This is a genomic window from Streptomyces sp. NPDC029216 (genome assembly GCF_040648015.1).
Lineage (GTDB): Bacteria > Actinomycetota > Actinomycetes > Streptomycetales > Streptomycetaceae > Streptomyces.
In genome coordinates this window covers 106,233-129,254 of record NZ_JBEZWL010000005.1, presented here as the reverse complement: position 1 = coordinate 129,254, position 23,022 = coordinate 106,233, and the positions used below count along the sequence as shown (strand labels likewise).

Below are 23,022 nucleotides of genomic sequence, written 5' to 3'. Positions count from 1 at the left end.
TGGAGGGGGTGTTAACGCCGTTAATGGGAGGGGCATTAACGGCGTTAATGCTTGGGGGTGGGTTGTTGCGGGCTGCTGGTGTGGGAGTCGTGCGGGGTGTCGGTGGGGGGTTGTGGGCAGGTGGGTTCTGCCCCAGGGAGGTGGGTGTCCGGCTGTTGTGGTGCGTCGGGGGAGGGGTCGGGTGGGGGGGCTTGGGGTGGAGTGTTGGCGCCGTTAGTGGGAGGGGCGTTAACGGCGTTAATGCCTGGGGGGCGGTTGGGGTGGGTTGCCGTGTGGGGCGTCCGTGGGGGGTCTGCACGATGGAGGCGGGTGTCCGTGTGTCGTAGGAGGGGCCGGGCTGGGGGTGCGGGTCGTTGATGGGAGGGCGTTAACGGCGTTAATGCCCTGAGGGTGGGGGTGCTCCGGTGGGAGTCCGGTCCGGCTCCGGTGGGGGACCCGACTGTGGCGCAGGATGTCACGTACCCCTTTGTGCGGGGCGGACCGCTGATGCGGCGGATGCGGTGTGGAGAGCCCCCCATGGTCAAGCAGGAGCGTGCGGCACGCACCCGGGAATCGCTGGTGCGCGCTGCCGCGGAGGTGTTCGCCGAGAAGGGGTTCACCGCCGCGTCGATCGCAGCGATCAGCCGGCGGGCCGGAGTGACCTCCGGTGCCCTGCACTTCCACTTCGACGGGAAGGCCTCGCTGGCCCTGGCCGTCGAGGAACGGGCCGTGCGGACGCTGTGTGAGGCAGCGGCGGTGGAGGGGGAGCCCGAGGGAGCCGGCGGGCCGTTGCGGGTGCTGGTCGGATCCTCGTACACGGTGCTGGCGCTGCTGGCCGAGGACATCGTCGTACGGGCCGCGTTCGCGCTGAGCGCCGACGCCGCGCACAGCAGCCGGGTGGACCTGCGCGGGCGGTTGAGGCTGCGGGCCGGGGAGTTGCTGGCCGCCGCCGGGCGGGCGGGCCTGCTGGCCGACGGGGTGTCCCCGCAGGACGCGACCCGTCTGGTGGTGGCGTTGACGGTCGGGCTGGAGGGGCTCGCAGGGGTCGAGCCCGGACGCGCCCCCCGACAGCTTCTGACCCGGATCTGGACCGTGGTCCTGCCGGGGATCGCGAGCGACGAGGTGGCGGCTGCGGTCCTCGTCGAGGCATTCGCCGATCAGGAAACAGACTGACTGGTTTGATTTTTGGCCCTCTGAGGGTGTTAGATGGCTGTTGTTGTGAGGCGGCTGAAGAGCTCCGCGCTGTCGTGGGTGGGCGTCTGGCCCATAAAAGCCCAGGTCAAGTGGGATTGCTGTACGGCGTCGAGATCTCGCCAAGGGGGAAACTGGCTGCCCGGTTTCGCATTGACAAACCGTCCGGCCTGTTTTCTACTGACTCTTGCGACTCATCCAAAGGACAGGGGAGTACGACGTGGACATCGATGTACTGGGCGCACTCGCCGTGCGGGAGAACGGGATCTCCATCACTCCCACCGCCCCCAAGCCCCGGCAGGTCCTGGCACTCCTGGCCCTCCACGCCGACCAGGTCGTACCGGTGTCGGCGCTGATCGAGGAGCTGTGGGGGACGATGCCCCCGCGCAGTGCCCGCACGACTCTGCAGACGTACGTCCTCCAGCTGCGCGCGCTGATCGCGACCGCCCTGGAGGGCGGCGACGGGGAACGCACCGCGAAGGACGTGCTCGTCACGCTGCCCGGTGGCTACCTGCTCAACAGCGGCGGCGGGACCAGCGACGTACGGGAGTTCGACCGGCTGGCCGGGATGGGCTACCGGGCGATAGACGCGGGGGACTTCCCGGTCGCCGCCCAGCGGCTGCGCGAGGCGCTCGCCCTGTGGTCGGGCCCTGCCTTCGCCGACGTACAGGGCGGCGTGCAGCTGGACATGGAGACGCGCCGGCTGGAGGAGACCCGGCTGTGCGCGCTCGACCAGCGCATCGAGGCCGACCTGAAGCTGGGCCGCCACCGGGAGCTGCTGGCGGAGCTGACGGTGCTGGTGAGCCGGTACCGCACCCACGAGAACCTGCACGGGCAGTTCATGCTCGCGCTGCACCGCTCGGGCCGCCGGGGCGAGGCGCTGGACGTGTACCAGCGGCTGCGCGCCACGCTCGTCCGCGACCTGGGGCTGGAGCCGTCGACCGCGCTGCGCCGCCTCCAGCGGTCGATCCTGATGGCGGGACCGGAGGGCGGCGTCGGCAAGCAGGCGCCCGTGGCGGCCACCGGTGCCACCGTCACCGCTGCCGCCGCCGCGGTCGCCGGAGCGGGTGTGAGGGCCGAACGGCTCGTACGGGCCTGACCGCGCGGCTGGTGCCGGCCGAAGGCGGGCGGTGCCGGCCCGGGGAAGGGCAGGGACGCAGCGGGGGCGGAAGGAGACGGAGCGGTGCAGGAAAGGTCGGAGCGGACCCGCAGGCGGTTGGTCTTCGCCGGGGCCGAGTTGTTCCACCGCAACGGATATGCCAACGCGACGCTCGGTGAGATCGCGGGTGCGGCCGGGGTGACGAAGGGGGCGCTGTACTTTCACTTCGCCTCGAAGGACGAGCTCGCGGACGCCGTCCAGCGGCGGGGGTGCGTGCTGTTGCACGAGGCCGTCCGGGGGCTGCGCGAGGGCGGAGCCTCGCCCTTGCAAGCGCTGATCGACACCACGCACTGGCTGGCGCGGACGCTGCACGAGGATCCGGCGATCCCGGCGAGCTTCCGCATCACCAAGGAGTGCGCCGGGCAGCAGGCGACCGCGGTGGACTTCCACGGGGCGTGGCTGGCGGCCGTGTGCGAACTGCTGCGGATGGCGCGGGACGTGGGCGAGCTGCCGTTGGACCTGCCGGTCAGTGGGCTGGAGGGTGCGGTGGGCGGCGCCGCCGGGGACGCCGCCGGTGGTGGGGGTTCGGTCGCCGACCGGTGGGAGAGCGCGGAGGCGTTGGTAGCTGCCGCCGTCTGCGGGATCGAGGTGCTGGCCGGGACCGGGCTGTCGTACGCGGAGCTCCAGCGGAAGGTGGCGGCCCTGTGGGGGCTGCTGCTGCCGAGCCTCGTGGGCGCCGAGCGGGCGCGGGAGTACCGGACGCGGGGGCGTGACACGCGTGACACGCGTGGGGCGGTGGACGGGGAGCGGAGTTACGAGTTCCTCGGGAGCGGGGTCTAAGGGTGTCGTCAGAGTCCGTTGGCGCCCGGGGGGCGGCCTTACGGCGTTTGGTGCGTGTGCGCCGGTTTAGGGGAGACGGGGTCGGCCGGGCCGTGGAGGAACGGGTCCGGCTGGTCGCGGGGGCCCCAGCCGGGGCGGGGAGCAACCGGTCCTGACCGGGTCGTGGAGGAACCGGCCCGGTCAGGACGGGGGCGGTCCCGGTCGGGCGTGGAGGGAGCTGGCTTTCGGACCGGCCTCCGCTGGCCGGCCGGCTGGCCGGTCCGGCCTGGCGGGGCCGTGTGGGAACCGGGTTCGGCTGGGTCGTGTAGGTGCGGTGCGGTGCCGTGGGCGGCTGTGAGGAAGCACCCCTCGGCCATGGGGTGTCCGGCATGGGGCGCGGGGAACGGGCTTGGGCCGGGCGGAAGGTACGGGCTCGGCCGGGGCTGCGGGGGACGGGTCTTGGTCGGGGCGGAAAGTACAGGCCTGGCCGGGGCTCTGAGGGATGGGCCTTGGGCGGGGCGGGAGGTATGGGTCCGGCCCGGGTCCTGCAGAACGCGTCTGGCGGGTCCGGCCCCGGCGGTGCAGGACGTGCCCGGTTGGGGCGGGAGGTGCCGGATCGGCTGTGGGCGTGAGGAACGGTGCGGCCGTGGTGGTGAGGGTGCGGGTCTGGCCGGGGCCGTGAGGAGCGTGTCTGGCCGGGTTCGTGCAGAACGTGCCTGGTCGGGGCGGGAGGTGCGGGCCTGGCCGCGGCTGTGAGGAAGGGGCCTTGGCCGGGACGAACAGTGGGGTCTGGCCCGGCCCGTGCAGAACGTGCCTGGCCGGGGCGAGAGGTGTGGGCCTGGTCGGGGTTGTGGAGCGTGTCTGGCCGGGGCTGTGAGGACGGGGCCTTGGCCGGGACGAACAGTAGGGCCTGGTCGGGGACGTGCAGAGCGTGCCTGGTTGGGGCGGGAATGCCGGATCGGCTGTGGGCGTGAGGAACGGTGCGGCCGTGGTGGTGCGGGAGCGGGTCTGGCCGGGGCCGTGAGGAGCATGTCTGGCCGGGTTCGTGCAGAACGTGCCTGGTCGGGGACGTGCAGAGCGTGCCTGGTTGGGGCGGGAATGCCGGATCGGTTGAGGGTGTGAGGAACGGTGCGGCCGTGGTGGTGAGGGTGCGGGCTTGGTCGGGGACGTGAGGTGCGGGTCTGGCTGGGGTCGTGCAGAGCGTGTTTGGTGGGTCCGGTCTGGCGGTGCAGAGCGTGCCTGGTTGGGGTGGGAGGTGCCGGATCGGCTGTGGGCGGGAGGAACGGTGCGGCCGTGGTGGTGCGGGAGCGGGTCTGGCTGGGGCCGTGCAGAGTGGGCTTGGGCGGGGCTGTGAGGAGTCGGTCTGGCCGGGGCCGTGTAGAGCGGGCTTGGGCGGGGCTGTGAGCGTGGGCTTGGTGGGGCCGTGAGGGATGCGGTTGGCCGGGTGGAAGGTGCGGGACCGGGTGGGCCGGGACTGCTGGGTGGCGACTGACGGAGGGGGAGATCGTGAAGATTCAGGTTTTGGGTCCGCTGACTGCCGAGGTCGACGGGGACTCGATCGTGCCGACGGCGTCCAAGCCGCGGCAGATCCTGGCCCTCCTCGCGCTGCATCCCGGGCAGGTGATGCCGGTGCCCACCCTCATGGAGGAGATCTGGGGGCAGGAGCCGCCCAACAGCGCGCCGACCACGCTGCAGACGTACATCCTTCAGCTGCGCCGGCGGCTCGGCACGGCCATGGGGGCCGGCCGGCCGGGAGCCGCCAAGGAGGTCCTCACGACGCGGCACGGCGGTTACCTGCTCCAGGTGCCGCGCGGGGCCGTCGACGTCAACGTGTACGAGGACCTCGTCGCCCGGGGACAGAGCGCCTTCGACGGCGGTGACGACGAGGCCGCGGCGGCGCTGCTGCGCGGGGCGCTCGCGCTGTGGCAGGGGCCCGCGCTGGTCGACGTACGGGTGGGGCCGGTCCTGGAAATCGAGGTGATGCGGCTGGAGGAGAGCCGGCTCGGCGCCGTCGAGCGGCGGATCGACGCCGACCTGCGGCTCGGGCGGCACACCGAACTCCTCGCCGAACTCACCGAGCTGACCGCGCGGTACCCGCAGCACGAGGGGCTGCACTCCCAGCTGATGGTGGCCCTGTACCGGTCCGGGCGGCAGGCGACCGCGCTGGACGTGTACCGGCGGCTGCACGGGCGGCTGATCGGGGAGCTGGGGGTCGAGCCCTCGCCGCAGCTGCAGCGGCTGCACCAGGCGATGCTGAAGGTGGACCCCGCGCTGGACGTCGTGGCGGGGCCCAAGCGGGGGTCGACCTTCGACCTCTACGCCGCGTAGGGATGGCAGCGGGGAAGGTTCGCGGTGCCGTAGGAGGAGCTTGACGGCCTCGCGGACCGGCTGCGGCGGGGTGCGCGAAGTGGATCCGGGCGCCGTCGATCACGGTCGTGTACTGCGGCCACGCGTTCAGCTGGGCCTCGGCGGCCCGCCCGTCGTACTCCTCGCGCCAGTACCCGCGCCTACGAATGCCGCACGAGTCGCGCATCTCGCCCAGCGGCCCTGCGCTCCCCCGAACCGGACGCCCTGCTCCTGCTGATGACGCACGGCTGGCCCGGATCCTTCGTGGAGTTTCAGAAACGTCCGCCGCGCCGCTGACCGACCCCCGTGCGGAGCGATGGGACCCCGTCGACGACGCGTTCCGCGTGGTGCTGCCCAGCGTCCCCGGCTTCGGGCCGTCCGCCCGACCAGCGAGCCCGGCTGGGAGTTCAAGAGGAGCGGGCGGGCCTTCGGGGTGCTGATGGAGGGGCTCGGCCATGACACGTACGGCCGACGCCGGCGGAACTGGCCGCGCTCGGCCCCGCCGAGCGGGAGCGGTACCGGGTATGGGTGAGGGAACGGCAGGGGGACGCCGACATTCAGGTGACCCGGCCGCAGATCCTTGTGTTCGGGCTGAACGATTCGGCTGGGGTGCGCACATGGCGGCGGGGGTGGGGGCCTTCGGGGTGTCGGCGCCGGTGGCCGGGCCGCTGTGGGTGCTGCGGCCGGCCGCGCTCGTGCAATGCCAAGGTCCGGCCCCGGAGGGCTGCCGGTGGTGGGGTGGGGCGTCCGGTATGTGGGATGGCCGGGCGGGGGGCCGGAGGCGGTGTGATCATCGGCCGATGAGTGACGAACAGCGGACCCCGCCCGAGCTGGTGGGCGACGAACGGGCCACCCTGACCAGCGTCCTGCAGTGGCAGCGGGACACCCTGCGGATGAAGTGCGCGGGCCTGACCGACGAGCAGCTGCGGCGCAAGGCCGTCCCGCCCTCCGGGCTGAGCCTGCTGGGGCTCGTGCGCCACCTCGCGGAGGTGGAGCGCGGCTGGTTCCGCAACGTGCTGGGCGGGGAGGACGTGCGCGGGTACTTCCCGAAGAACGAGGCCGGGGAGTGGACGGAGTTCCACGTCGAGGACGCGGACCCGGCCGAGGCGTTCCGGATCTGGGAGGACACCTGCGAGCGGTCGCGGAAGATCGTGGCGGCCGCCGAATCCCTCGACGCGCGGGGGTACTTCGGCGACCAGCCGTACTCGCTGCACTACATCCTGGCCCACATGATCGAGGAGTACGCCCGGCACAACGGGCACGCGGACCTGCTGCGCGAGGCGATCGACGGGGTCACGGGGGAGTAGGGGAGCAGGCTCTAGGGTCTGTCGTCAAAGTCCCGTCGTCGCCCGGAGGGCGGCCCCGCGGCGTCTGGTGCGTGCTCTCGGTGCGCCGGGCGCAAGACCTCGTACTGGGTGTACTCGGTCTTGCGCCCGGTGCGGCGAGAGTGCGTGCCTGGGGGCACCTCCCAGCGGTAGCTGGGGGAGCGTCGGGGGGCAGACGGGACTTTGACGACAGACCCTAGGAGGGCCGTTCGGCGGCGGTGCGGTCCACCGCGTCCAGGGCGAGCTGCCACGGGAAGTGCGGCGGGGCGTCGGGGCCGGCCGGGCCGGGGACGAAACCGCCCTCGCCGAAGAGCAGCTCGGCGCCCGCGCCGCGCAGCACGGCGAGGGACTGCTCGAACTGGGGGTGCGCGGCGAGCGCCGCGTTGGTGCAGGGCATGGCGACCACCGGGATGCCCCTGCCGAGGGCCTCGGCGGCGACCCCGACGGTGAACCGGTCGGTGAGGCCGAGGGCCCAGGCGTTGACCGAGTTGAAGGTGGCGGGGGCGAACAGCACGGCGTCCGCGGGCGGCCACACGTCGGGCTCCCCGGGGAGCTCGTACTGCCAGCGCACCGGGTTGCCGGTCAGGGCGGCGAGCCCGTCGAGGCTCCCGGACACCCACTGCGCCGCCGTCGGGGTCAGGCCCACGCACACGTCCCAGCCGCGCGACTGGGCGTCCTCGATCACGTGGGCCACGTCGAAGACGGGCGGGGCGGCGGAGCAGAACAGGTAGAGAGTCCTCGTCATGTGGATCATGGGATCACATGCCCCGACCCGGACTGTCCTGAGGGTCCGACAGATCCGCGAAGCGGCCGTTCCGGCACCGTCCCCCGTTCTTTCCCGGATGTGGCGATGAGTTCGCGGACCGGGACCGGTCTACCTGTGTGTGAACGGGGAATGGGCTGCGGCGCATGAATGTGGACAGTGCACACATCTGGTTGTAGGCTCAGGGCTGTTCGCATGTGGACGCCGTATACATCTGAGGGAGCATCACCATGCGCAAGGTCGTCGCCTCCGTGTTCGTCTCGGTCGACGGGGTCTTCGAGGACCCGAGCTGGTCCATGCCGTTCTGGAACGCGGAGGCGGAGAAGTTCGCCGGCGAGCAGCTCGCCGCCGCGGACGCGCTGCTGCTGGGCCGGGTGACGTACGCCGCCATGGCACCGGCCTGGATGGCGCGGGCCGAGGGCGCCGACGCGGGTACCGAGAGGATGAACGCGATGCCCAAGTACGTCGCGACGTCCACCCTCGACACCCCCGAGTGGAACGCCTCCTTCCTGACCGGTGACATCGCCGCCGAGGTCGCCGCGCTCAAGCAGGCCGACGGTGGTGACCTGCTCGTCTACGGCAGCGGACAGCTCGTCAACACCCTGCTCGCCCACGACCTCCTCGACGAGCTGCGCCTGTGGACCCTGCCGGTGGTGCGCGGCGGCGGGCGCAGGCTGTTCGGTGCGGGATCGCCGGAGAAGACCCTCCGGCCGGTCGGCACCACCGTCCTCGGCGACAGCGGCGCGCAGGTGCACGCGTACGCGCCGGCCCTCTGACCGTCCGTCCCTTGCCTCCCCCGCAGAACAGATCAGGAGCCTTGCGACATGAGTGAGCCGGTGAAGGGCCCCGCCAGCTACTTCCCCTCCATCGAGAAGAAGTACGGCCGTCCGGTCGCGGAATGGAAGGACCTCATCCGGTCCTCTCCCCTGACCAGGCACATGGAACTGGTCGCCTGGCTCAAGAGCGAGCACGGACTCGGGCACGGCCACGCCGACGCCCTCGTCGCGCACACCCTCGCGGAAGAGCCGGCGGCGTAGACGGACGCGTATGCGGGCGAGCGTCTGGGCCATGTCGCGTCCCGCCCGGCGCGGCTTGACTGGTGCTCATGACGACGAACCCGAACGAGACGAAGAAGACCCTGGTCATCGGGGGCAACGGCAAGACCGGACGGCGCGTGGCGGAGCGGTTGCAGCTCCAGGGGCGGCCGGTGCGGATCGGCTCGCGGACCGGAGCGCCGGCCTTCGACTGGCACGAGCCCGCCACCTGGGGTCCCGCGCTGCGGGACGTGGACCGGGTGTACGTCACCTACCAGCCCGACCTCGCCTTCCCCGGGGCCGCCGACCAGGTCGGCGCCTTCGCGGAGGCGGCCGTGGCGGCCGGGGCGCGGCGGCTGGTGCTGCTGTCCGGGCGCGGTGAGGAGGCGGCGCGGCTCAGCGAGGACCGGCTGAAGGCGTCCGGCGCCGACTGGACCGTCGTGCGCGCCAGTTGGTTCAACCAGAACTTCGACGAGAGCTTCTTCCTGGAGCCCGTACGGGCCGGGGAGATCGCCCTGCCGGTGGCGGACGCGGTCGAACCCTTCGTGGACGCCGGGGACATCGCCGACGTGGTCGTGGCCGCGCTCACCGACGACCGGCACGTCGGCAGGACCTACGAGCTGTCCGGGCCGCGGCTGCTGGGCTTCGGGGAGGTGGCCGCCGAACTGTCGAAGGCGACCGGGCGCGAGATCGCGTACGTACCCGTCTCCGACGGGGAGTTCCGGGCGGCGCTGCGGGCGGACGGGCTCCCCGAGGAGTTCGCCGAGCTGTTCGCCCTCATCCTGGACGGACGCAACGCGCACCTGGTCGACGGGGTGCAGGAGGTACTGGGGCGTCCGCCCCGGGACTTCGCCGACTACGCGCGCGAGGCGGCGGCGAGCGGAGTCTGGGACGCCTGAGGGCGGGGGAAAGAGGATGGGGGAAAGAGGGTGGGGTCATGGACACGTTGACCGGGCTGCTCGACGGGCCCAAGGCCCGGGGCGCCGTCCTGCTGAAATCCGTCTTCGCTCCGCCGTGGGCCGTGCGGATCGAGGACCGGGCCCCGCTGTCGGTGATCACGATGGTGCGCGGCACGGCGTGGCTGCTGCCCGACGACGGGGAGCCGGCGCTGATCGGCCCGGGTGACGTGGCGGTCGTACGGGGGCCCGGGGCCTACACGGTCGCGGACTCCCCGGACACCCCGGTGGAGATCACGGTCGGCCCCGACCAGCGGTGCAGCGCGCAGGACGGCGAGTACCTCGGCGAGCGGCTGGCGCTGGGCGTGCGGACCTGGGGCGAGCCGGGGCGCGGGGCCGGTTCGGCGGTGATGCTGAGCGGCACCTACCAGGGGCCGGGCGAGATCGGACGGCGCCTGCTGGGCGCGCTGCCCGCGGTGCTGGTCCGCCCGGCGGGGGTCGCCGACGTCACCCTGATCGGGCTGCTGGCCTCGGAGGTGGCGCGGGACGAGCCGGGACAGGAGATCGTGCTGGACCGGTTGCTCGACCTGCTGTTGATCGGGGTGCTGCGGGCCTGGCTCGCCGCCCCCGGGTCGGGGGCGCCGGGCTGGTACCGGGCGCAGGGGGACCCCGTCGTCGGGGTGGCGCTGCGGCTGCTGCACGAGGACCCCGCGTACGGGTGGACCGTGGCGGAGCTGGCGCGGCGGGCGGGGGTGTCGCGGGCCGCGCTGGCCCGGCGCTTCACGGAGCTCGTCGGGGAGCCGCCCGTCGCCCACCTGACGGGCTGGCGCCTCGCCCTGGCCGCCGACCTGCTGCGCGAGCCGGACGCCACGGTGGCGACGGTGGCCCGGCGGGTGGGGTACGGGAGCGCGTTCGCGCTGTCGGCGGCCTTCAAGCGGGTCCGCGGGGTGAGCCCGCAGCAGTACCGGACGGGGGCGCCGGCGGCGCCGGGCGTATCCGGCACCGTGGTCCTCGGCTAGGCGGGTTCGGGTTCGGGTTCGGGGGTGGCGGTGAGGTCGAGGACGGCCACGGGCTCGCCGTCGGCGAGTTCGCCGGTGCGGCGGAAGCCGAGGCCCAGGTAGAAGGGCTCGGCGTTGTTCTCGGCGGGCCGCCAGGAGACGTACACCCGCGTCCCGCCGCGGCGGCGTATCTCCTCCGTCACCGCCTCGACGGCGAAGCGGCCGTAGCCCTTGCCCTGCCGGTCCGCCGCGATGTTCAGGCGCCACAGGCCCGAGCGCCGGTCCTCCGGGTCCTCCTCGGGGTCCCAGAGGTGGTCAAGGAAGGCCATGACGAAGCCGACCACCTCGTCACCGTCGACGACCGCGCGGGGCCAGGCGATATCGCTGCGGACATAGGCCTCGGCGAGGGACTTCACGACGGGGGAGACGAGGTGCTCCTGATCGGGGCCGACCCGTACGGCGCACACCGCGTCGAAGTTGTCCGGGGTGACCGGCACCAGGCGGAGTGAAGAGCTGATCATGCGTGCAGCCTAGTTCGCCCGAAGCCCTTGAAAAGAACGGGACGTGCGGTATATTTCTGTCCGTCGAGGGGGAGGGGGCTCGTGTTGCAGGAACAAAGTGCTGAGGTCGGCGACTTGGAGCCGGCCGGAGCGCACGGAGCCCGCTTCCCCAGCATCCCGCCGCCCCCGAGACGCGCGCACGAGCCGTCCGGGAGTGCTGCGGCGCACGCACCGCGGGGGATCCCCGCGCGGCGCCGCAGCGTTGAAACCGGAACCGTCCTGTGGGCCTTGCGGAATGCGCGGGGACGCGGACGGCTCAGCCGGAGGCTTCCTCGCCCGCCTGCTCCCGCGCCAGCCGCCGGGCCTCGTTGTAGACCACGGCCGGACGGTCCTCGCCGAGGTGCAGGGAGGCGAGGACCGGCGGCTGCGCCACGCTCGGCATGAGGTGGCGCAGGAGGGCGCTGACCCGCTGCCCGAGGTCCTGGTGCTCGGTGAGGGCCTGCGACATGGACTGGACGCCCCCGTAGGCGCCCGTGATGACGTCGGCGGTCTCGGCCGGAATCACATGGGGGAGCAGCTCACCCTGGGCCTGGGCCTGCTCCAGCAGGTCCGTGAACTTGTCGACCCAGTTGCGGAACGGACTGCTGCGATCCAGCCCCACGGCGTTGACGTCCAGGCTCAGCCGCACGCCCGCCCGGACCATCGGGTTGGTCTTCAGGCGGTGCGTGTGCAGCATGACCGCGTCCACCACCTCCTGGAGCTTGGCGGCGCGCTCCGGGAGCAAGAGGTCCTCGTTCTGCGCGGTGAGGACCCCTTGGGCCAGGTCTTCCTTCGACTGGAAATGGAAGTACAGGGCGCCCTTGGTCACCCCGGCGACGGTGAGGATCTCCGAGATGGTGGCTGCCTGGTAGCCCCGTTCGTCGAAGACCTTGGCCGCCGCGTTCAGGATCGCCTGGCGCGTGCGGATTGCTCGGACCTGTTCAGCCACGGTGGCTCCTTCCCTCGCAGATGCTCGGAGCGTCGGAAGCCCTGGTGCAAACCGTCCGTCCCGTTCGTATCTTACAGCGGGTGACGCCTACACCAACGTGCCACCACACCGCGGGGCCGGAAATGACCGGGAAGTACGCGGTGCGGTGTGACGGGTGTCACCTGGGACGAGCAGCGGAAGGGGGTCAGCAGCCGTAGGAAGGAGCGGTGACGATGCCGCTGAAGGCGGTCTCCCCGCTCTGGTGGCCGGTCACGCGTACGACCTCCTCCGCGCCGGGCACGTCCTGGTACAGGAGCTCGGTCTCGATGAAGCAGGGCAGGTCCAGCTCGACGTACCGCTTGAACTCGCCGGCGACGCCGAGCGGCATGAAGGAGGGGCGGCCCAGCGCCGCCGCGGCGGCCTGCCGGGCGGCCTCCATCAGGACCATGCCCGGGACGTGGTCGACCCAGTGGTCGAAGAGGACGGGGTGCTGGGTGTCGACCCGCAGCTGCCAGCGGTTCGCCTCGGCGAGGGGGGAGAGGACCACGTCGGTCGGGGACAGCCGGGCCACGCTCTGCGGTGCGGCGGGCGCCGTCAGCGGCAGCGGGCGGTGGTCGGGGCGCAGGGCGTGTGCGGGGCGGAGCCGCGCGTACACGGCGGGGCTGGTGCAGGTGATCGAGGCCCGGCCCGTCGCGACGACGTGTCCGTCCCGGCGGACGACCGCCTCGTAGCCGAGTCCGGAGAGCCGGCCGCCCCGCCGCTTGACGTCGACGCACGTGATGTCGAGCTCGACGATGGCCGGTGCCTGGCGGACCAGCAGGTGCTCCGGACGGAGGACGCTGACGCTGAGGTCCCACAGGACGAACTGGTGGCCGAACGGGACGGCGAACTCCGCGTGCCCCAGCAGGTACGCGATCTGGCGAATCGTTTCGGCGCAAATCAGCGGGTCGTAGTGCCCGCCCGCCACCGGGGTGAAGAAAGGGTGCGAGCGGGACCATTGCGCGGTCACGGAGAAGCGGACGTCATCCAGCCGCTGCCAGTCGGTGAGGAGGACCTGGGCCGCGGAATCGCGGTGGACCAGTTCCTTTGGAACGGTGCTGAGCAACGGAACGTGGGGATCGTGCCGTTCCGCCGTGGTTGTCGTGGCCGACTCGGCCCGGTCGTAGACCGCTGTGCGCCCAACATGAAACGTGCTCGCGCTCATTGTTCCCCCTAGACAGCGCTGACCAGTAACAGGTGTGACTGCTGAGAAAAATATATACCAACCGGTTTTTTCTCCAGAGCTAGTCGAACAACGGTCCCCGAAATATGCGGAGGGTCGGATTCCGGCCAACCGGCTGTCGCATATTTGCCCAGGTCCCCGCCGGGCGGCCGGCGGCGAATCTCCGCCACCCGCAGAGAATGATCTCAAGCACGTCAAGAGCGATCCTTTAGCCCGAGGGTGGGCGGAGGGTGAGGGGTCGCAGGGGATGCGGGGCCGTTGCGCGGGGGTGGCTCCTGTTTGCGGATCCGGGGGTCCGGCCGTGGGCCGCCAGGGGGAACGGGGCCCTAGGGGCGGCCGTGGGGTCCCCGAAGGGTTCGCCATTGTGAAGTTTCCGGCAGGTAACGGAGTTCTCCCGGGGGGTGGTCCGGTATGTGGACCTCTGGGAACCGGCCATCGGAGGCTCTCGGGGAGGGCCCGGGAGGGTGGGCCGGCCGGCCCGTGCGCCGACGCCGTGGCCGGGGGTCCGCGGTCCGAATGCCGTCAGGGGGCGGCCTCGCGGAGGCGGGCCCCTGACTCCCCTTTTGAGCGGTGCTCCAGCGCTGCTCCCCCGCGCCTCGACCGTTTGCCCGCTGAAAGTGCAGGTCAGCAAACCGCGAAAGCGGTTTGTATGAGGGGTTCGTTTCCATACTGCTCGGGCCCGAAGGCCCTGCGGGCGGTCATCCGGCGGCCGATCGGCGGGGTCGATGGGCGTAAATCAGCCAACCAGGCGGTCTGTTCTCGGCCGTTTCAAGCCCCTCGCGGGCCGTTCTCCAAGAGTTTCCCTGGGTCTTGAGAGGGGATTGGAGCCGCCATCGAGCACCCCGCAACCATTGAACATGCAGGTCAAGTGGGGTGTAAGGGAATCTTGGGGGTGGCCGGGGAGGGGGAAACGGTACAGCCGGTTTGGTATTGACAAACCGGCGCAGCTGTTTTTTCCTCGTTCCAGCGAACTTCGAGGGTTCATCCAAGGACGAAGCAGGGGAGTACGGCGTGGACATCGATGTACTGGGCGCACTGACCGTGCGGGAGAACGGGGTCTCGATCACTCCCACCGCCGCCAAGCCCCGCCAGGTACTGGCGCTGCTCGCGCTGCACGCGGACCAGGTGGTGCCCGTGGCCGCGCTCATCGAGGAACTGTGGGGGACCGAGCCGCCGCGCAGCGCCCGGACCACGCTGCAGACGTACGTGCTCCAGCTGCGCGGGCTCATCGCCACCGCGCTGGAGGGGACCGACGGGTCGCGCACCGCCAAGGACGTCCTCGTGACGCTGCCCGGCGGGTACATGCTCAACAGCGCCGGCGGCACCAGCGACGTCCGCGAATTCGACCGGCTGGCCGGGATGGGCTACCGGGCCATGGACGCCGGGGACTTCCCGGGCGCCGCGCGGCTGCTGCGCGAGGCCCTCGCCCTGTGGTCGGGGCCGGCCTTCGCCGACGTCGAGGGCGGGGTCCAGCTGGACATGGAGACCCGGCGGCTGGAGGAGACCCGGCTGTGCGCGCTCGACCAGCGGATCGAGGCCGACCTGCGGCTCGGCCGCCACCGCGAGCTGCTCGCGGAACTGACCGTGCTGGCCAGCCGCTACCGCATCCACGAGAACCTGCACGGGCAGTTCATGCTCGCCCTGCACCGCTCGGGCCGGCGCGGCGAGGCGCTCAGCGTCTACCAGCGCCTGCGCTCCACCCTGGTGCGCGAGCTCGGCATCGAGCCGTCCGCCGCACTGCGCAGTCTGCAGCGCTCCATCCTGATGAGCGGACCCGAGTCCCCGGCGGAGTCGCCGGAGACCACGCGGAAGCGGCTGGCACGGGTCGGCTGACCGCCGGGAAGCCCACGGGAACGGCAGCCGATATGAGAGATCTTTGTCAGGTCTTTTGCAGAAGCTGCCGGGAAACCTGAGAATTAATTTGCACAGCCGGGAATCGGAACAGATACGACGAGCCCGATCGCCGGGCTGAGCACGGGTTTTGACATTCTGTCGGAATCTTGTGCTAGGAATCCGCCGCCTGTTCGCCCGTTTCGGAGGTTGGCTCGACGTCGGCTTGAGCGCCCGGTGATGTTGCCCTGGGCTGGCTTACCGTCATCGGGTCGAATACTGATAACCGAGAGTATCTCGACGAAATGTGGAGGGGAGACGGGGAGACCGTGGAGATTCAGGTTCTGGGTCCGTTGAGTGCCGAGGTCAACGGGGCATCGATCGTTCCTACGGCGGGCAAGCCGCGTCAGATCCTGGCGCTTCTCGCGCTCTACCCGGGCCGGGTGATGCCCGTACCGACCCTCATGGAGGAGATCTGGGGCACCAAGCTGCCCGAGAGTGCGCTCACCACCCTGCAGACGTACATCCTCCAGCTGCGCCGCAGGCTGGGGACGGCGATGGGGCCGGGCGCGCCGGGCACGGCCAAGGACGTGCTCGCGACGCGGCACGGGGGCTACCTGCTCCAGATCCCGCAGGAGTCCGTGGACGTCCACACCTACGAGGCCCTCGCGGCCGCCGGCCAGAACGCCTTCGACGAGGGCGACGACGAGCGCGCCGCGGACCTGCTGCGCAAGGCGCTCGACCTGTGGCAGGGCCCCGCCCTGGTCGACGTACGGGTCGGGCCGATCCTGGAGATCGAGGTGCTGCGGCTCGCGGAGAGCCGGCTCGTCACCACCGAGCGGCGCATCGACGTCGACCTCCGGCTGGGCCGGCACACCGAACTCCTCGCGGAGCTCACCGAGCTGATGGCCCGCAACCCGCAGCACGAGGGCCTGCACTCGCAGGCCATGGTGGCCCTCTACCGCTCGGGCCGGCAGGCGACCGCCCTGGACGTCTACCGCCGGCTCCGTGCCCGGCTGATCGGCGAACTGGGGGTGGAGCCCTCGCAGCAGCTCCAGCGCCTGCACCAGGCGATGCTGCGGGTGGACCCCGCACTGGACGTGGTCGCGGGACCGCGCCGCAGCTCCACCTTCGATCTGTACGCCGCCTAGGTATATCAGGGGGCGGCCGCCCGGCCGCGCGGTGTGGTGGCGGGGCTCCAGCACGGCTGGGCCCCGGCATGAGCGGCCCTCCAGAACCGTCGGCGAGGCTCCTGGCGACCCGGTATGCGTCGCCACGCCGGCGGACGAGGAGAGAGGCAGACAATGGACCGGCTGGAACTCATCGACCTGGCCCGCATCCTGCGGATCTGGGGCGGCGAGGAGGAGTACGTCGAGCTGACCGAGGACGTCCAGGACCTGTACTGGGACGAGCTCGGCTACGACTCGCTCTCCGTCCTGCAGACCACCGGCTCCATCGAGCGGAAGTTCGACATCCTCCTGGACGGTGAGCTCCTCGAACTGGCCGACACCCCCCGGCGCTTCCTCGAACTGGTCAACGGCGTACTGGGCAGCCGGGCCGCGGTCTGAGACTCCAGCGGCGGTCCACTCGGACTATGGCGGATCGCGACAGCATCTGTGCCAAGCGCTGAGAGAGGTGTCCCGATGTCAGTCGAGCGAGTGCACCGGCTGTCGTACGCGGTCGACGCGGCCGCGCCTGCCGGAGCCCTGTACACCCTGGTGGCCGATACCACCCCGTGGCCGCTGTTCCTGCCGGACACCGTCCACACGGAGCGGCTGGAGTTCGACGGCGCCGTGGAGCGCTACTCCCACTGGGCGGGCGTCGACGGGGAGCTGGGGCGGTCGCTGTGGCGGCGGGCCCTGGACGCGGGGCGGCGGCGCGTCGACTTCCGCGAGGAGCGTCCCGCCGGCCCCCTGAGGGGGGCGTGCGGCAGCTGGCGCGTGGAGGAGCTGGCTCCGGGCTGGTCGCGGCTGGTCCTGGAGCAGGAGCTGACCGTCGAGGAGGTGCCCGGGGCGGAGCGGATCCTCGCCGGGGCCGGGGCGCGGGGGCGGGCGGTGGCCGACGGGCTGCGGGCCGTCGCCGAACGCTGGCGGGGGCTCGACGCACTGCTGGTGTCCTGCGAGGAGTCCGTGCGGATCCAGGGGCCGCCCGAGGCCGTCCACGCGTTCCTGTACGAGGTGGGCTCCTGGGCCGGCCGGGTGGCGCACGTCGCCGGCGCGGAGGTCGTGGAGGACCGGCCCGGGGTGCAGCGCGCCCGGCTGGTCAACCTGGCCGAGGACGGCTCCCGGTACCCGACGGACGAGGTGCGGGTGTGCTTCCCGGCGGCCGGGCGCATCGTCTTCAAGCGGACCCGGCCGCACCCCCTGCTGGCCGCGCACGCCGGGGAGTGGTCCGTGGAGCCGGACCCGGCCGGGGTGACCGTGGTGGGCCGGCACGACGTGCTGCTCGACGAGGGCGCGGTGGAGCGGGTCCTGGGGCCCGGCGCGGACCTCGCGCGGGCGCGCCGGTACGTGCGCGAGGTGCTCGGGCGGGAGAGCCGGGCCGTGCTGGGGCCGGCGCAGGAGTACGCGGGGGAGCCCGTGCGCACCCTGCGGTCGGTGTGAGGCCGCGCCCGGGGCTCCCGCGGGGGATTCCGGGCGGGTCCGTGGCCCGCCGCTGCCGTGGGCGGCGGCGGGCCACGGGCGTGTCAGCTGCCGCGCCCGGCCGTGTCGAGGCCGCGCAGGATGGCGGGCGCGGCCAGACAGGGCATGACCACCCGCCAGAACCCGGCCAGCGTCCGGGGGGCGAGCCACTGGGGGTCGTCGCGGCCGAGGGCCTCGAAGCCGAGGGTGGCCGCCACCACCGTCGTCGCCACGTTGCGGTGGTTGAGGCCGGGCAGCAGGGCGCCCTCCTCCGCCGCCTCCACGAGCAGCCGGTACACGTACTCGTGCCACTCCGCGGGCAGGGCGAAGGACGACGGGTAGCCGGGCTCCCGGTTGAGCTGGAAGCCGGCCCGGGCCACCACGTCGGACAGGAGCACCCGGGCGAGTTCCTGGGAGCTGTCGGCCAGAGCCTGGAGGGCCGACGTCCGGTTCGTGTACACCTCCCGGGCCGCCGCCCGCAGGGCCCGGGCTCCGGCGGCCTCCACGGCCTCCGCCACGGCCGCCTTGTTCTCGAAGTGGAAGTGGAGCGCGCCCGGGCTCACTCCGGCGCCGACGCTGATCATGCTCAGCGTCGCCTCTGCGTACCCGCGCTGTCCGAACACCGTGGCCGCTGACTTGAGCAGTGCTTGACGGGTTCGGACGGCGCGTTCTTGTTTCATCACGCATAGCTCCTGTATCAGTTTCCTTCTATTATTAAACCGCCCCGTTGGTATGGGAAGAGCGCGCCGACGGCCCTCTATGGCCTGTTCAACGGCGATTCGTGCCCCGCTGTGGCCTGATTCGATCCATTTATCGCTAACCTTGCAGCGTTTTACAGGCTTTGACAAACCGACGGAGCGGTTTGTATCTTCGTTGACGTTGGCTCAACTGAGCTTGAGGGAGGGGGGCAGATGAACCAGCGGACCTTCGCTGTACTGGAACCTCACACCACCGCCGCGGGGGTGAGCGGTGGGTTCCTGCCGACCGAGGGCCTGAGGTCGCCGCAGCACGCGCCGGCCCAGTCGGCCCTGTGGCGGATCCTCATCGTGGAGAGCAGCACGATGGAGGCCGAGACCCTGGCGCGCGGCCTGCGCCGGCACGGACACGAGGTGGACATCGTCGGCACCGGGAGCGAGGCGCTGCGCGGCTACGCCGACGCCGACCTCGTCCTCCTCGACCTGGAACTCCCCGACCTGGACGGGCTGGAGGTCTGCCGGGGCATCCGCGCGGCCCACGAGATCCCCGTCATCGCGGTCACCGCCCGCGGCAGCGAACTGGACCGGGTCCTGGGCCTGCAGGCCGGCGCGGACGACTACCTGGTCAAGCCGTACGGATTCCGCGAGCTGATGGCCCGGATGGAAGCCGTGATGCGCCGCGCGCGGCCGTCCCGCCCCGCCGCGGCCACCATCACCTGCGGACCGCTGCGCATCGACGCGGGCACGCGGGAGGTGACCCTGCACGGGGAGCAAGTCGAGACCACCCGCAAGGAGTTCGACATGCTCTACCTCCTCGCCTCGCACCCCGACACGGTCATCCCGCGCAAGATGCTGATGCAGCAGGTCTGGGGCGACTCCTGGTCCCGCCGGACCGTCGACACGCACGTGAGCACGCTCCGCAACAAGATCGGCGCCAACTGGATCATCACGATCCGCGGCGTCGGCTTCCGGTTCGGCCAGGGCTGAACCCGTCCACACCGATCCGAGCCGAGGGGGGAAGACCATGGCAGTGACGGCGCTGTGCCAGGGGGAGGGCTGCCGCCGCCAGGCCGCCGACGGACGCTCCCGCCGGCGCACGGCCGACGGCGGACGGCTGTGCCGGACCTGCCGGGAGCGCCTCGACGCCGCCCTGGCGGAGCTCGCGCACCTCTACGAGGAGTGCGGCAGGATGCTCGCCGGCGCGACCCCCGGCAGCCTGCGCGAGCGGACCACCGGCGGCGACCTGCCCGGCCTGCCCTTCAACGGGGCCGCGGCGGACGTACGGGCCAGGATGGTCTCCGTACTGGGCTCCTGGAGCGGACTGGTCGCGCAGGAGCGGGGCTTCGCCTCCCCGCCGCGCACCGTCGCCGCCCTCACCGCCTTCCTGCGCCGCAACGGCGACTGGCTCGCCGCCCACCCCGCGGCCGCCGAGGCCACCGAGGAGATGGCCCGCCTCGTGCGGGCCGGACGCCGGGCGGCCTTCCCGGACCCGGCCCGCAGCATCCGTCTCGGCGCCTGCCCCGAGTCCGGCTGCGCCGGCTCCCTCACCGTCGCCGTCCGCGGCGAGGCCCGGGACGCCGGACGGGACGCCGGCCGGGCGATCGTGTGCGACGCCGACGCGGCCCACCGCTGGACCAGCGACCAGTGGAGCGAGCTCAGCCGCTCCATGGACGCCGAGGACCGGACCGCGGCCACCGAACGCTGGCTCACCGCCGCCGACATCGCCCGCCTGTGGCACACGCCGACCGGCACCGTCTACCGGCTGGCCAGCGAGCAGCGGTGGCGCCGGCGCAACCGCGCGGGCCGCACCTACTACAACGAGACCGACGTCCGGGCCTGCTTCGAACGGCGGGCCGCCGCGCGCACCTGAAACGATCTTCTCCCGCACGACCTTCCACAGCGGTCCGCACTCGATCCGGTAGGAGCCGGATCGAGGCGTCTGACCGCTGCTTGACATTCCCTTGGCCGGTCCGCGAGGCAGCGGACCGGCCCTTGTGGAACCTGACCGAGTCCTGAATCCAGCGCCATTGAACGGCCGCTCGCGTCCGAAGAACCTTGTAGTCAAGATCCGGTGCACTGTCTCCGGAGGCGAATTCAAGGAGACGTGATGGACGCCCCTGTGATCGTCGTCGGCGCGGGTCCCGCGGGCTTGATGCTCGCCGGCGAACTGCGGCTGGCGGGAGTCGCCGTCGTCGTCCTGGAACGCCTGGAGAGGCGTACGGGAGAATCGCGCGGCCTCGGTTTCACCACGCGCACGCTGGAGACCTTCGACCAGCGCGGCATCCTCGCGCGCTTCGGCGAGATCGAGCGCAGCACGTTGGGCCACTTCGGCGGGCTGCCCCTCGACTTCGGCGTGCTCGACGGCGCCTGCCAGGCGGCGAAGACCGTGCCCCAGTCGGTCACCGAAACCCATCTGGAGGAGTGGGCCACGGGCCTGGGCGCCGACATCCGGCGTGGCCACGAGGTCCTCTCCGTCCACGACGACGGCGAGGGCGTCGACGTCGGGGTCCGCGGCCCGGACGGCACCCACACCCTGCGCGCCTCCTGGCTGGTGGGCTGCGACGGCGGGCGCAGCACCGTCCGCAAGGCCGCCGGCTTCGACTTCCCCGGCACCGCCGCCACCATGGAGATGTTCCTCGCCGACATCAAGGGCATCGAACTCAAACCCCGCATGATCGGCGAGACCCTCCCCGGCGGCATGGTCATGGTGGGCCCGCTGCCCGGCGGCACCACCCGCATCGTGGTCTGCGAGCGCGGCACGCCGCCGCAGCGGCGCGAGGCCCCGCCCTCCTTCGACGAGGTCGCCGCCGCCTGGCAGCGGCTGACCGGCGAGGACATCTCGGCCGCCGAACCGGTGTGGGTGAGCGCCTTCGGCGACGCCGCCCGGCAGGTCACCGAGTACCGGCGCGGCCGCGTCCTGCTCGCGGGCGACGCCGCGCACATCCACCTGCCCGCCGGCGGCCAGGGCATGAACACCGGCATCCAGGACGCGTTCAACCTCGGCTGGAAACTCGCCTCCGTGGTGCAGGAGCGGGCCCCGCTGAGCCTGCTCGACACCTACCACACCGAACGGCACGCGGTCGGCCGGCGGCTCCTGATGAACACCCGCGCCCAGGGCCTGCTGTTCCTCAGCGGCGCCGAGGTGCAGCCGCTGCGGGACTCGCTCAAGGAACTCATGGTGTACGAGGACGTGGCCCGCCACCTCGCCGCCATGGTCACCGGCCTGGAGATCTCCTACGAGGTCGGCAAGGGCTCCCACCCGCTGCTCGGCCGGCGCATGCCGCACCTGGAACTGACCGGCGCCGACGGCCCCGTCTCCAGCACCGAACTGCTGCGCCCCGCCCGCGGGGTGCTCCTCGACCTGGCGGACAACCCGCGGCTGCGCCAGCGCGCCGCCGCCTGGGCGGAACGGGTCGACACCGTCACCGCCCGGCCGCGCGGGGCCTCCGCCGCCGACGTACCGCACGACACCACCGCCCTGCTGATCCGGCCCGACGGATACGTGGCATGGGCCGCGCCCGGCAGCCACCACGACCTGCCGATGGCGCTCGACCGCTGGTTCGGGACCCCCTGACGACCGGGACCCGCGCGACCGGCACCCCCTGAGGCCGACGCACCCGACGGCCGGACGAGCACGTCAACCGGAGGAACCACACATGGCAACGCCGCAAGCAACGATCGAGCGCGCCCCCGCGGGGCCCGGAGCCGGCCAGGCCGCCCCGGCCGGCCCCGACGGGGAGCGCCGCGACATCGTCCGGGCGGCCCGGACCGTCCTCGCCCGCGAGGGCTGGAGACACTGCACCGCCGAGGCCACCGCCGCCGAGGCCGGGGTCGAACCGGCCGCCGTCGGCCGGCACTTCCCCGACCACGAGCAGCTACTGCTGGGCGTCCTCCTGGACAGCTCCGCCTCCGTCGCCGCCTCCCTGGCCTCCGTCGCCGAGGGCTACCTCGCGGAGATCCACGACCTCCGCGAGGACCTGATCGCGCTGGGCCGGGCCTGGCTGGCGCCGCTGGAGGCCTTCCGCGAGCACTTCGCGATCGTCCGGCACATCAGCGCCGAGGTCACCCACCTGCCCGCCGACGCCATCGACAAGTGGCAGGCCACCGGCCCCCGCCAGGCCCGCCGCGAACTGGCCCGCCGCCTCCAGCAGGTCGCCGCCAGGGGCCTGCTCGACATCGCCGACGCCGACCAGGCGGCGGAGCGCTTCATCCTGCTGGTCCCCTCGTCCGTCGTCCAGCGCTCCTTCCACGGCGCGCTGCCGCTCGGACGCCTGGAGGAGGACGCGCTCATCGCCGACGGAGTCGACGACTTCATCCGCCTGTACGGGCCGACCTCCCGCTGACCCGCTGACCCCGCCGATCCCCGGAGAGAGTAGAAACAATGCACAGCAACCTGATCGTGGCGCGGATGGACGTCCGTTCGAGCGCCGAGGTGGCCAAGATCTTCGCCGAGTTCGACCGCACGGACATGCCGCAGCGCATGGGCACGCTGCGGCGGCGGCTGTTCTCGTACAACGGGCTCTACTTCCACCTCCAGGACTTCGCCGAGGACGACGGCGGCGAGCGCATCGAGCAGTCCCGCAACGACCCGCGGTTCATGCGCATCAGCTACGACCTCCAGCCCTTCATACAGCCGTACGACCCGGAGACCTGGCGCTCCCCGGCCGACGCGATGGCCACCCGCTTCTACGACTGGGCGGCGACGGAGTGATGTCCGCGACCGAAGACGTGACGGGA

General features: G+C 72.2%; 24 protein-coding genes and 1 pseudogene. 19 read left to right on the top strand and 6 right to left on the bottom strand.

The features are described from left to right. The first annotated feature begins 516 nt into the window (after window positions 1-516). The 4 genes from AB0F18_RS03830 (at window position 517) to AB0F18_RS03815 (ending at window position 5,416) form a co-directional block, all read left to right on the top strand. Window positions 517-1,152, top strand: a complete 636-nt coding sequence (locus AB0F18_RS03830) for a ScbR family autoregulator-binding transcription factor (protein ID WP_362054715.1) — start codon at window positions 517-519, stop codon at window positions 1,150-1,152. 238 nt (window positions 1,153-1,390) lie between these two features. Next, window positions 1,391-2,269, top strand: coding sequence for an AfsR/SARP family transcriptional regulator (locus AB0F18_RS03825; protein ID WP_362054712.1), 879 nt, complete (start codon window positions 1,391-1,393; stop codon window positions 2,267-2,269). 84 nt (window positions 2,270-2,353) lie between these two features. Then, window positions 2,354-3,109: a ScbR family autoregulator-binding transcription factor gene (locus tag AB0F18_RS03820; RefSeq protein ID WP_362054709.1), complete on the top strand. Its 756-nt coding sequence runs from the start codon at window positions 2,354-2,356 to the stop codon at window positions 3,107-3,109. Window positions 3,110-4,594: 1,485 nt separating this feature from the next. Beyond that, a complete protein-coding gene (locus AB0F18_RS03815; protein WP_362054706.1) occupies window positions 4,595-5,416 on the top strand; it encodes an AfsR/SARP family transcriptional regulator in 822 nt (273 codons plus the stop codon). A 115-nt stretch (window positions 5,417-5,531) separates the two neighbouring features. Here AB0F18_RS03815 and AB0F18_RS03810 read toward each other — a convergent pair. After that, window positions 5,532-5,621: pseudogene (locus AB0F18_RS03810) on the bottom strand (hypothetical protein); the annotation flags it as partial. 14 nt (window positions 5,622-5,635) lie between these two features. Here AB0F18_RS03810 and AB0F18_RS03805 point away from each other — a divergent pair. Beyond that, the gene (locus AB0F18_RS03805; protein WP_362054751.1) at window positions 5,636-5,731 is read left to right on the top strand and encodes an epoxide hydrolase N-terminal domain-containing protein; all 96 of its coding nucleotides are present in this window, start codon (window positions 5,636-5,638) and stop codon (window positions 5,729-5,731) included. A gap of 503 nt (window positions 5,732-6,234) precedes the next feature. Beyond that, complete coding sequence (locus AB0F18_RS03800) at window positions 6,235-6,741, top strand: DinB family protein (RefSeq protein ID WP_362054703.1); 507 nt, start codon at window positions 6,235-6,237, stop codon at window positions 6,739-6,741. Window positions 6,742-6,955: 214 nt separating this feature from the next. Here the strand turns inward: AB0F18_RS03800 and AB0F18_RS03795 are convergent, their stop codons facing one another. Next, complete coding sequence (locus AB0F18_RS03795) at window positions 6,956-7,504, bottom strand: flavoprotein (RefSeq protein WP_362054700.1); 549 nt, start codon at window positions 7,502-7,504, stop codon at window positions 6,956-6,958. Window positions 7,505-7,752: 248 nt separating this feature from the next. Between AB0F18_RS03795 and AB0F18_RS03790 the strand changes: the two genes are divergently transcribed. The 4 genes from AB0F18_RS03790 to AB0F18_RS03775 all read left to right on the top strand — a co-directional run bounded on the left by AB0F18_RS03790 (window position 7,753) and on the right by AB0F18_RS03775 (window position 10,471). Beyond that, window positions 7,753-8,298, top strand: a complete 546-nt coding sequence (locus tag AB0F18_RS03790; RefSeq protein WP_362054697.1) for a dihydrofolate reductase family protein — start codon at window positions 7,753-7,755, stop codon at window positions 8,296-8,298. Window positions 8,299-8,346: 48 nt separating this feature from the next. Further along, window positions 8,347-8,559, top strand: a complete 213-nt coding sequence (locus AB0F18_RS03785) for a DUF4287 domain-containing protein (RefSeq protein ID WP_362054694.1) — start codon at window positions 8,347-8,349, stop codon at window positions 8,557-8,559. 68 nt (window positions 8,560-8,627) lie between these two features. Continuing rightward, a complete protein-coding gene (locus AB0F18_RS03780) occupies window positions 8,628-9,455 on the top strand; it encodes an NAD(P)H-binding protein (protein ID WP_362054691.1) in 828 nt (275 codons plus the stop codon). Between the two features lie 38 nt (window positions 9,456-9,493). Further along, complete coding sequence (locus AB0F18_RS03775; protein WP_362054688.1) at window positions 9,494-10,471, top strand: AraC family transcriptional regulator; 978 nt, start codon at window positions 9,494-9,496, stop codon at window positions 10,469-10,471. Here AB0F18_RS03775 and AB0F18_RS03770 read toward each other — a convergent pair. From AB0F18_RS03770 to AB0F18_RS03760, 3 genes are all read right to left on the bottom strand, one after another. Continuing rightward, window positions 10,468-10,971 (bottom strand): GNAT family N-acetyltransferase, encoded by a 504-nt coding sequence (locus AB0F18_RS03770; RefSeq protein WP_362054685.1) that lies wholly within the window; start codon window positions 10,969-10,971, stop codon window positions 10,468-10,470. The genes AB0F18_RS03775 and AB0F18_RS03770 overlap by 4 nt on opposite strands. A gap of 295 nt (window positions 10,972-11,266) precedes the next feature. Next, complete coding sequence (locus AB0F18_RS03765) at window positions 11,267-11,938, bottom strand: ScbR family autoregulator-binding transcription factor (protein WP_362054682.1); 672 nt, start codon at window positions 11,936-11,938, stop codon at window positions 11,267-11,269. Between the two features lie 184 nt (window positions 11,939-12,122). Beyond that, window positions 12,123-13,022 (bottom strand): ScbA/BarX family gamma-butyrolactone biosynthesis protein, encoded by a 900-nt coding sequence (locus tag AB0F18_RS03760; RefSeq protein WP_362054679.1) that lies wholly within the window; start codon window positions 13,020-13,022, stop codon window positions 12,123-12,125. Between the two features lie 1,128 nt (window positions 13,023-14,150). Between AB0F18_RS03760 and AB0F18_RS03755 the strand changes: the two genes are divergently transcribed. From AB0F18_RS03755 to AB0F18_RS03740, 4 genes are all read left to right on the top strand, one after another. Continuing rightward, window positions 14,151-14,972, top strand: coding sequence for an AfsR/SARP family transcriptional regulator (locus AB0F18_RS03755; protein WP_362054677.1), 822 nt, complete (start codon window positions 14,151-14,153; stop codon window positions 14,970-14,972). A gap of 326 nt (window positions 14,973-15,298) precedes the next feature. Next, the gene (locus AB0F18_RS03750; protein WP_042811903.1) at window positions 15,299-16,120 is read left to right on the top strand and encodes an AfsR/SARP family transcriptional regulator; all 822 of its coding nucleotides are present in this window, start codon (window positions 15,299-15,301) and stop codon (window positions 16,118-16,120) included. Between the two features lie 153 nt (window positions 16,121-16,273). Continuing rightward, window positions 16,274-16,537, top strand: coding sequence for a phosphopantetheine-binding protein (locus tag AB0F18_RS03745; RefSeq protein ID WP_362054674.1), 264 nt, complete (start codon window positions 16,274-16,276; stop codon window positions 16,535-16,537). A 75-nt stretch (window positions 16,538-16,612) separates the two neighbouring features. Further along, complete coding sequence (locus tag AB0F18_RS03740) at window positions 16,613-17,572, top strand: SRPBCC family protein (protein ID WP_362054671.1); 960 nt, start codon at window positions 16,613-16,615, stop codon at window positions 17,570-17,572. An 83-nt stretch (window positions 17,573-17,655) separates the two neighbouring features. Here the strand turns inward: AB0F18_RS03740 and AB0F18_RS03735 are convergent, their stop codons facing one another. Further along, window positions 17,656-18,270: a ScbR family autoregulator-binding transcription factor gene (locus AB0F18_RS03735; protein ID WP_362054668.1), complete on the bottom strand. Its 615-nt coding sequence runs from the start codon at window positions 18,268-18,270 to the stop codon at window positions 17,656-17,658. Between the two features lie 231 nt (window positions 18,271-18,501). On the opposite strand from AB0F18_RS03735, the gene AB0F18_RS03730 reads away from it, so the two are divergent. From AB0F18_RS03730 to AB0F18_RS03710, 5 genes are all read left to right on the top strand, one after another. Beyond that, the gene (locus tag AB0F18_RS03730) at window positions 18,502-19,272 is read left to right on the top strand and encodes a response regulator transcription factor (protein ID WP_362054666.1); all 771 of its coding nucleotides are present in this window, start codon (window positions 18,502-18,504) and stop codon (window positions 19,270-19,272) included. Between the two features lie 37 nt (window positions 19,273-19,309). Next, entirely contained in the window at window positions 19,310-20,155 is an 846-nt protein-coding gene (locus AB0F18_RS03725) for a hypothetical protein (protein ID WP_362054663.1), read from the top strand. 237 nt (window positions 20,156-20,392) lie between these two features. Further along, a complete protein-coding gene (locus AB0F18_RS03720; protein WP_362054660.1) occupies window positions 20,393-21,859 on the top strand; it encodes an FAD-dependent monooxygenase in 1,467 nt (488 codons plus the stop codon). 82 nt (window positions 21,860-21,941) lie between these two features. Then, the gene (locus AB0F18_RS03715) at window positions 21,942-22,628 is read left to right on the top strand and encodes a TetR/AcrR family transcriptional regulator C-terminal domain-containing protein (protein WP_362054657.1); all 687 of its coding nucleotides are present in this window, start codon (window positions 21,942-21,944) and stop codon (window positions 22,626-22,628) included. Between the two features lie 38 nt (window positions 22,629-22,666). Next, entirely contained in the window at window positions 22,667-22,996 is a 330-nt protein-coding gene (locus tag AB0F18_RS03710; protein ID WP_362054654.1) for a TcmI family type II polyketide cyclase, read from the top strand. Window positions 22,997-23,022: the final 26 nt, after the last annotated feature.

Bases quoted from the DNA above. Each gene is read 5' to 3' on its own strand.
- AB0F18_RS03830 (WP_362054715.1), top strand. From the start codon at position 517: ATGGTCAAGCAGGAGCGTGCGGCACGCACCCGGGAATCGCTGGTGCGC.
- AB0F18_RS03800 (WP_362054703.1), top strand. From the start codon at position 6,235: ATGAGTGACGAACAGCGGACCCCGCCCGAGCTGGTGGGCGACGAACGG.
- AB0F18_RS03795 (WP_362054700.1), bottom strand. From the start codon at position 7,504: ATGACGAGGACTCTCTACCTGTTCTGCTCCGCCGCCCCGCCCGTCTTC.
- AB0F18_RS03790 (WP_362054697.1), top strand. From the start codon at position 7,753: ATGCGCAAGGTCGTCGCCTCCGTGTTCGTCTCGGTCGACGGGGTCTTC.
- AB0F18_RS03785 (WP_362054694.1), top strand. From the start codon at position 8,347: ATGAGTGAGCCGGTGAAGGGCCCCGCCAGCTACTTCCCCTCCATCGAG.
- AB0F18_RS03780 (WP_362054691.1), top strand. From the start codon at position 8,628: ATGACGACGAACCCGAACGAGACGAAGAAGACCCTGGTCATCGGGGGC.
- AB0F18_RS03775 (WP_362054688.1), top strand. From the start codon at position 9,494: ATGGACACGTTGACCGGGCTGCTCGACGGGCCCAAGGCCCGGGGCGCC.
- AB0F18_RS03770 (WP_362054685.1), bottom strand. From the start codon at position 10,971: ATGATCAGCTCTTCACTCCGCCTGGTGCCGGTCACCCCGGACAACTTC.
- AB0F18_RS03745 (WP_362054674.1), top strand. From the start codon at position 16,274: ATGGACCGGCTGGAACTCATCGACCTGGCCCGCATCCTGCGGATCTGG.
- AB0F18_RS03740 (WP_362054671.1), top strand. From the start codon at position 16,613: ATGTCAGTCGAGCGAGTGCACCGGCTGTCGTACGCGGTCGACGCGGCC.
- AB0F18_RS03735 (WP_362054668.1), bottom strand. From the start codon at position 18,270: ATGAAACAAGAACGCGCCGTCCGAACCCGTCAAGCACTGCTCAAGTCA.
- AB0F18_RS03730 (WP_362054666.1), top strand. From the start codon at position 18,502: ATGAACCAGCGGACCTTCGCTGTACTGGAACCTCACACCACCGCCGCG.
- AB0F18_RS03725 (WP_362054663.1), top strand. From the start codon at position 19,310: ATGGCAGTGACGGCGCTGTGCCAGGGGGAGGGCTGCCGCCGCCAGGCC.
- AB0F18_RS03720 (WP_362054660.1), top strand. From the start codon at position 20,393: ATGGACGCCCCTGTGATCGTCGTCGGCGCGGGTCCCGCGGGCTTGATG.
- AB0F18_RS03715 (WP_362054657.1), top strand. From the start codon at position 21,942: ATGGCAACGCCGCAAGCAACGATCGAGCGCGCCCCCGCGGGGCCCGGA.
- AB0F18_RS03710 (WP_362054654.1), top strand. From the start codon at position 22,667: ATGCACAGCAACCTGATCGTGGCGCGGATGGACGTCCGTTCGAGCGCC.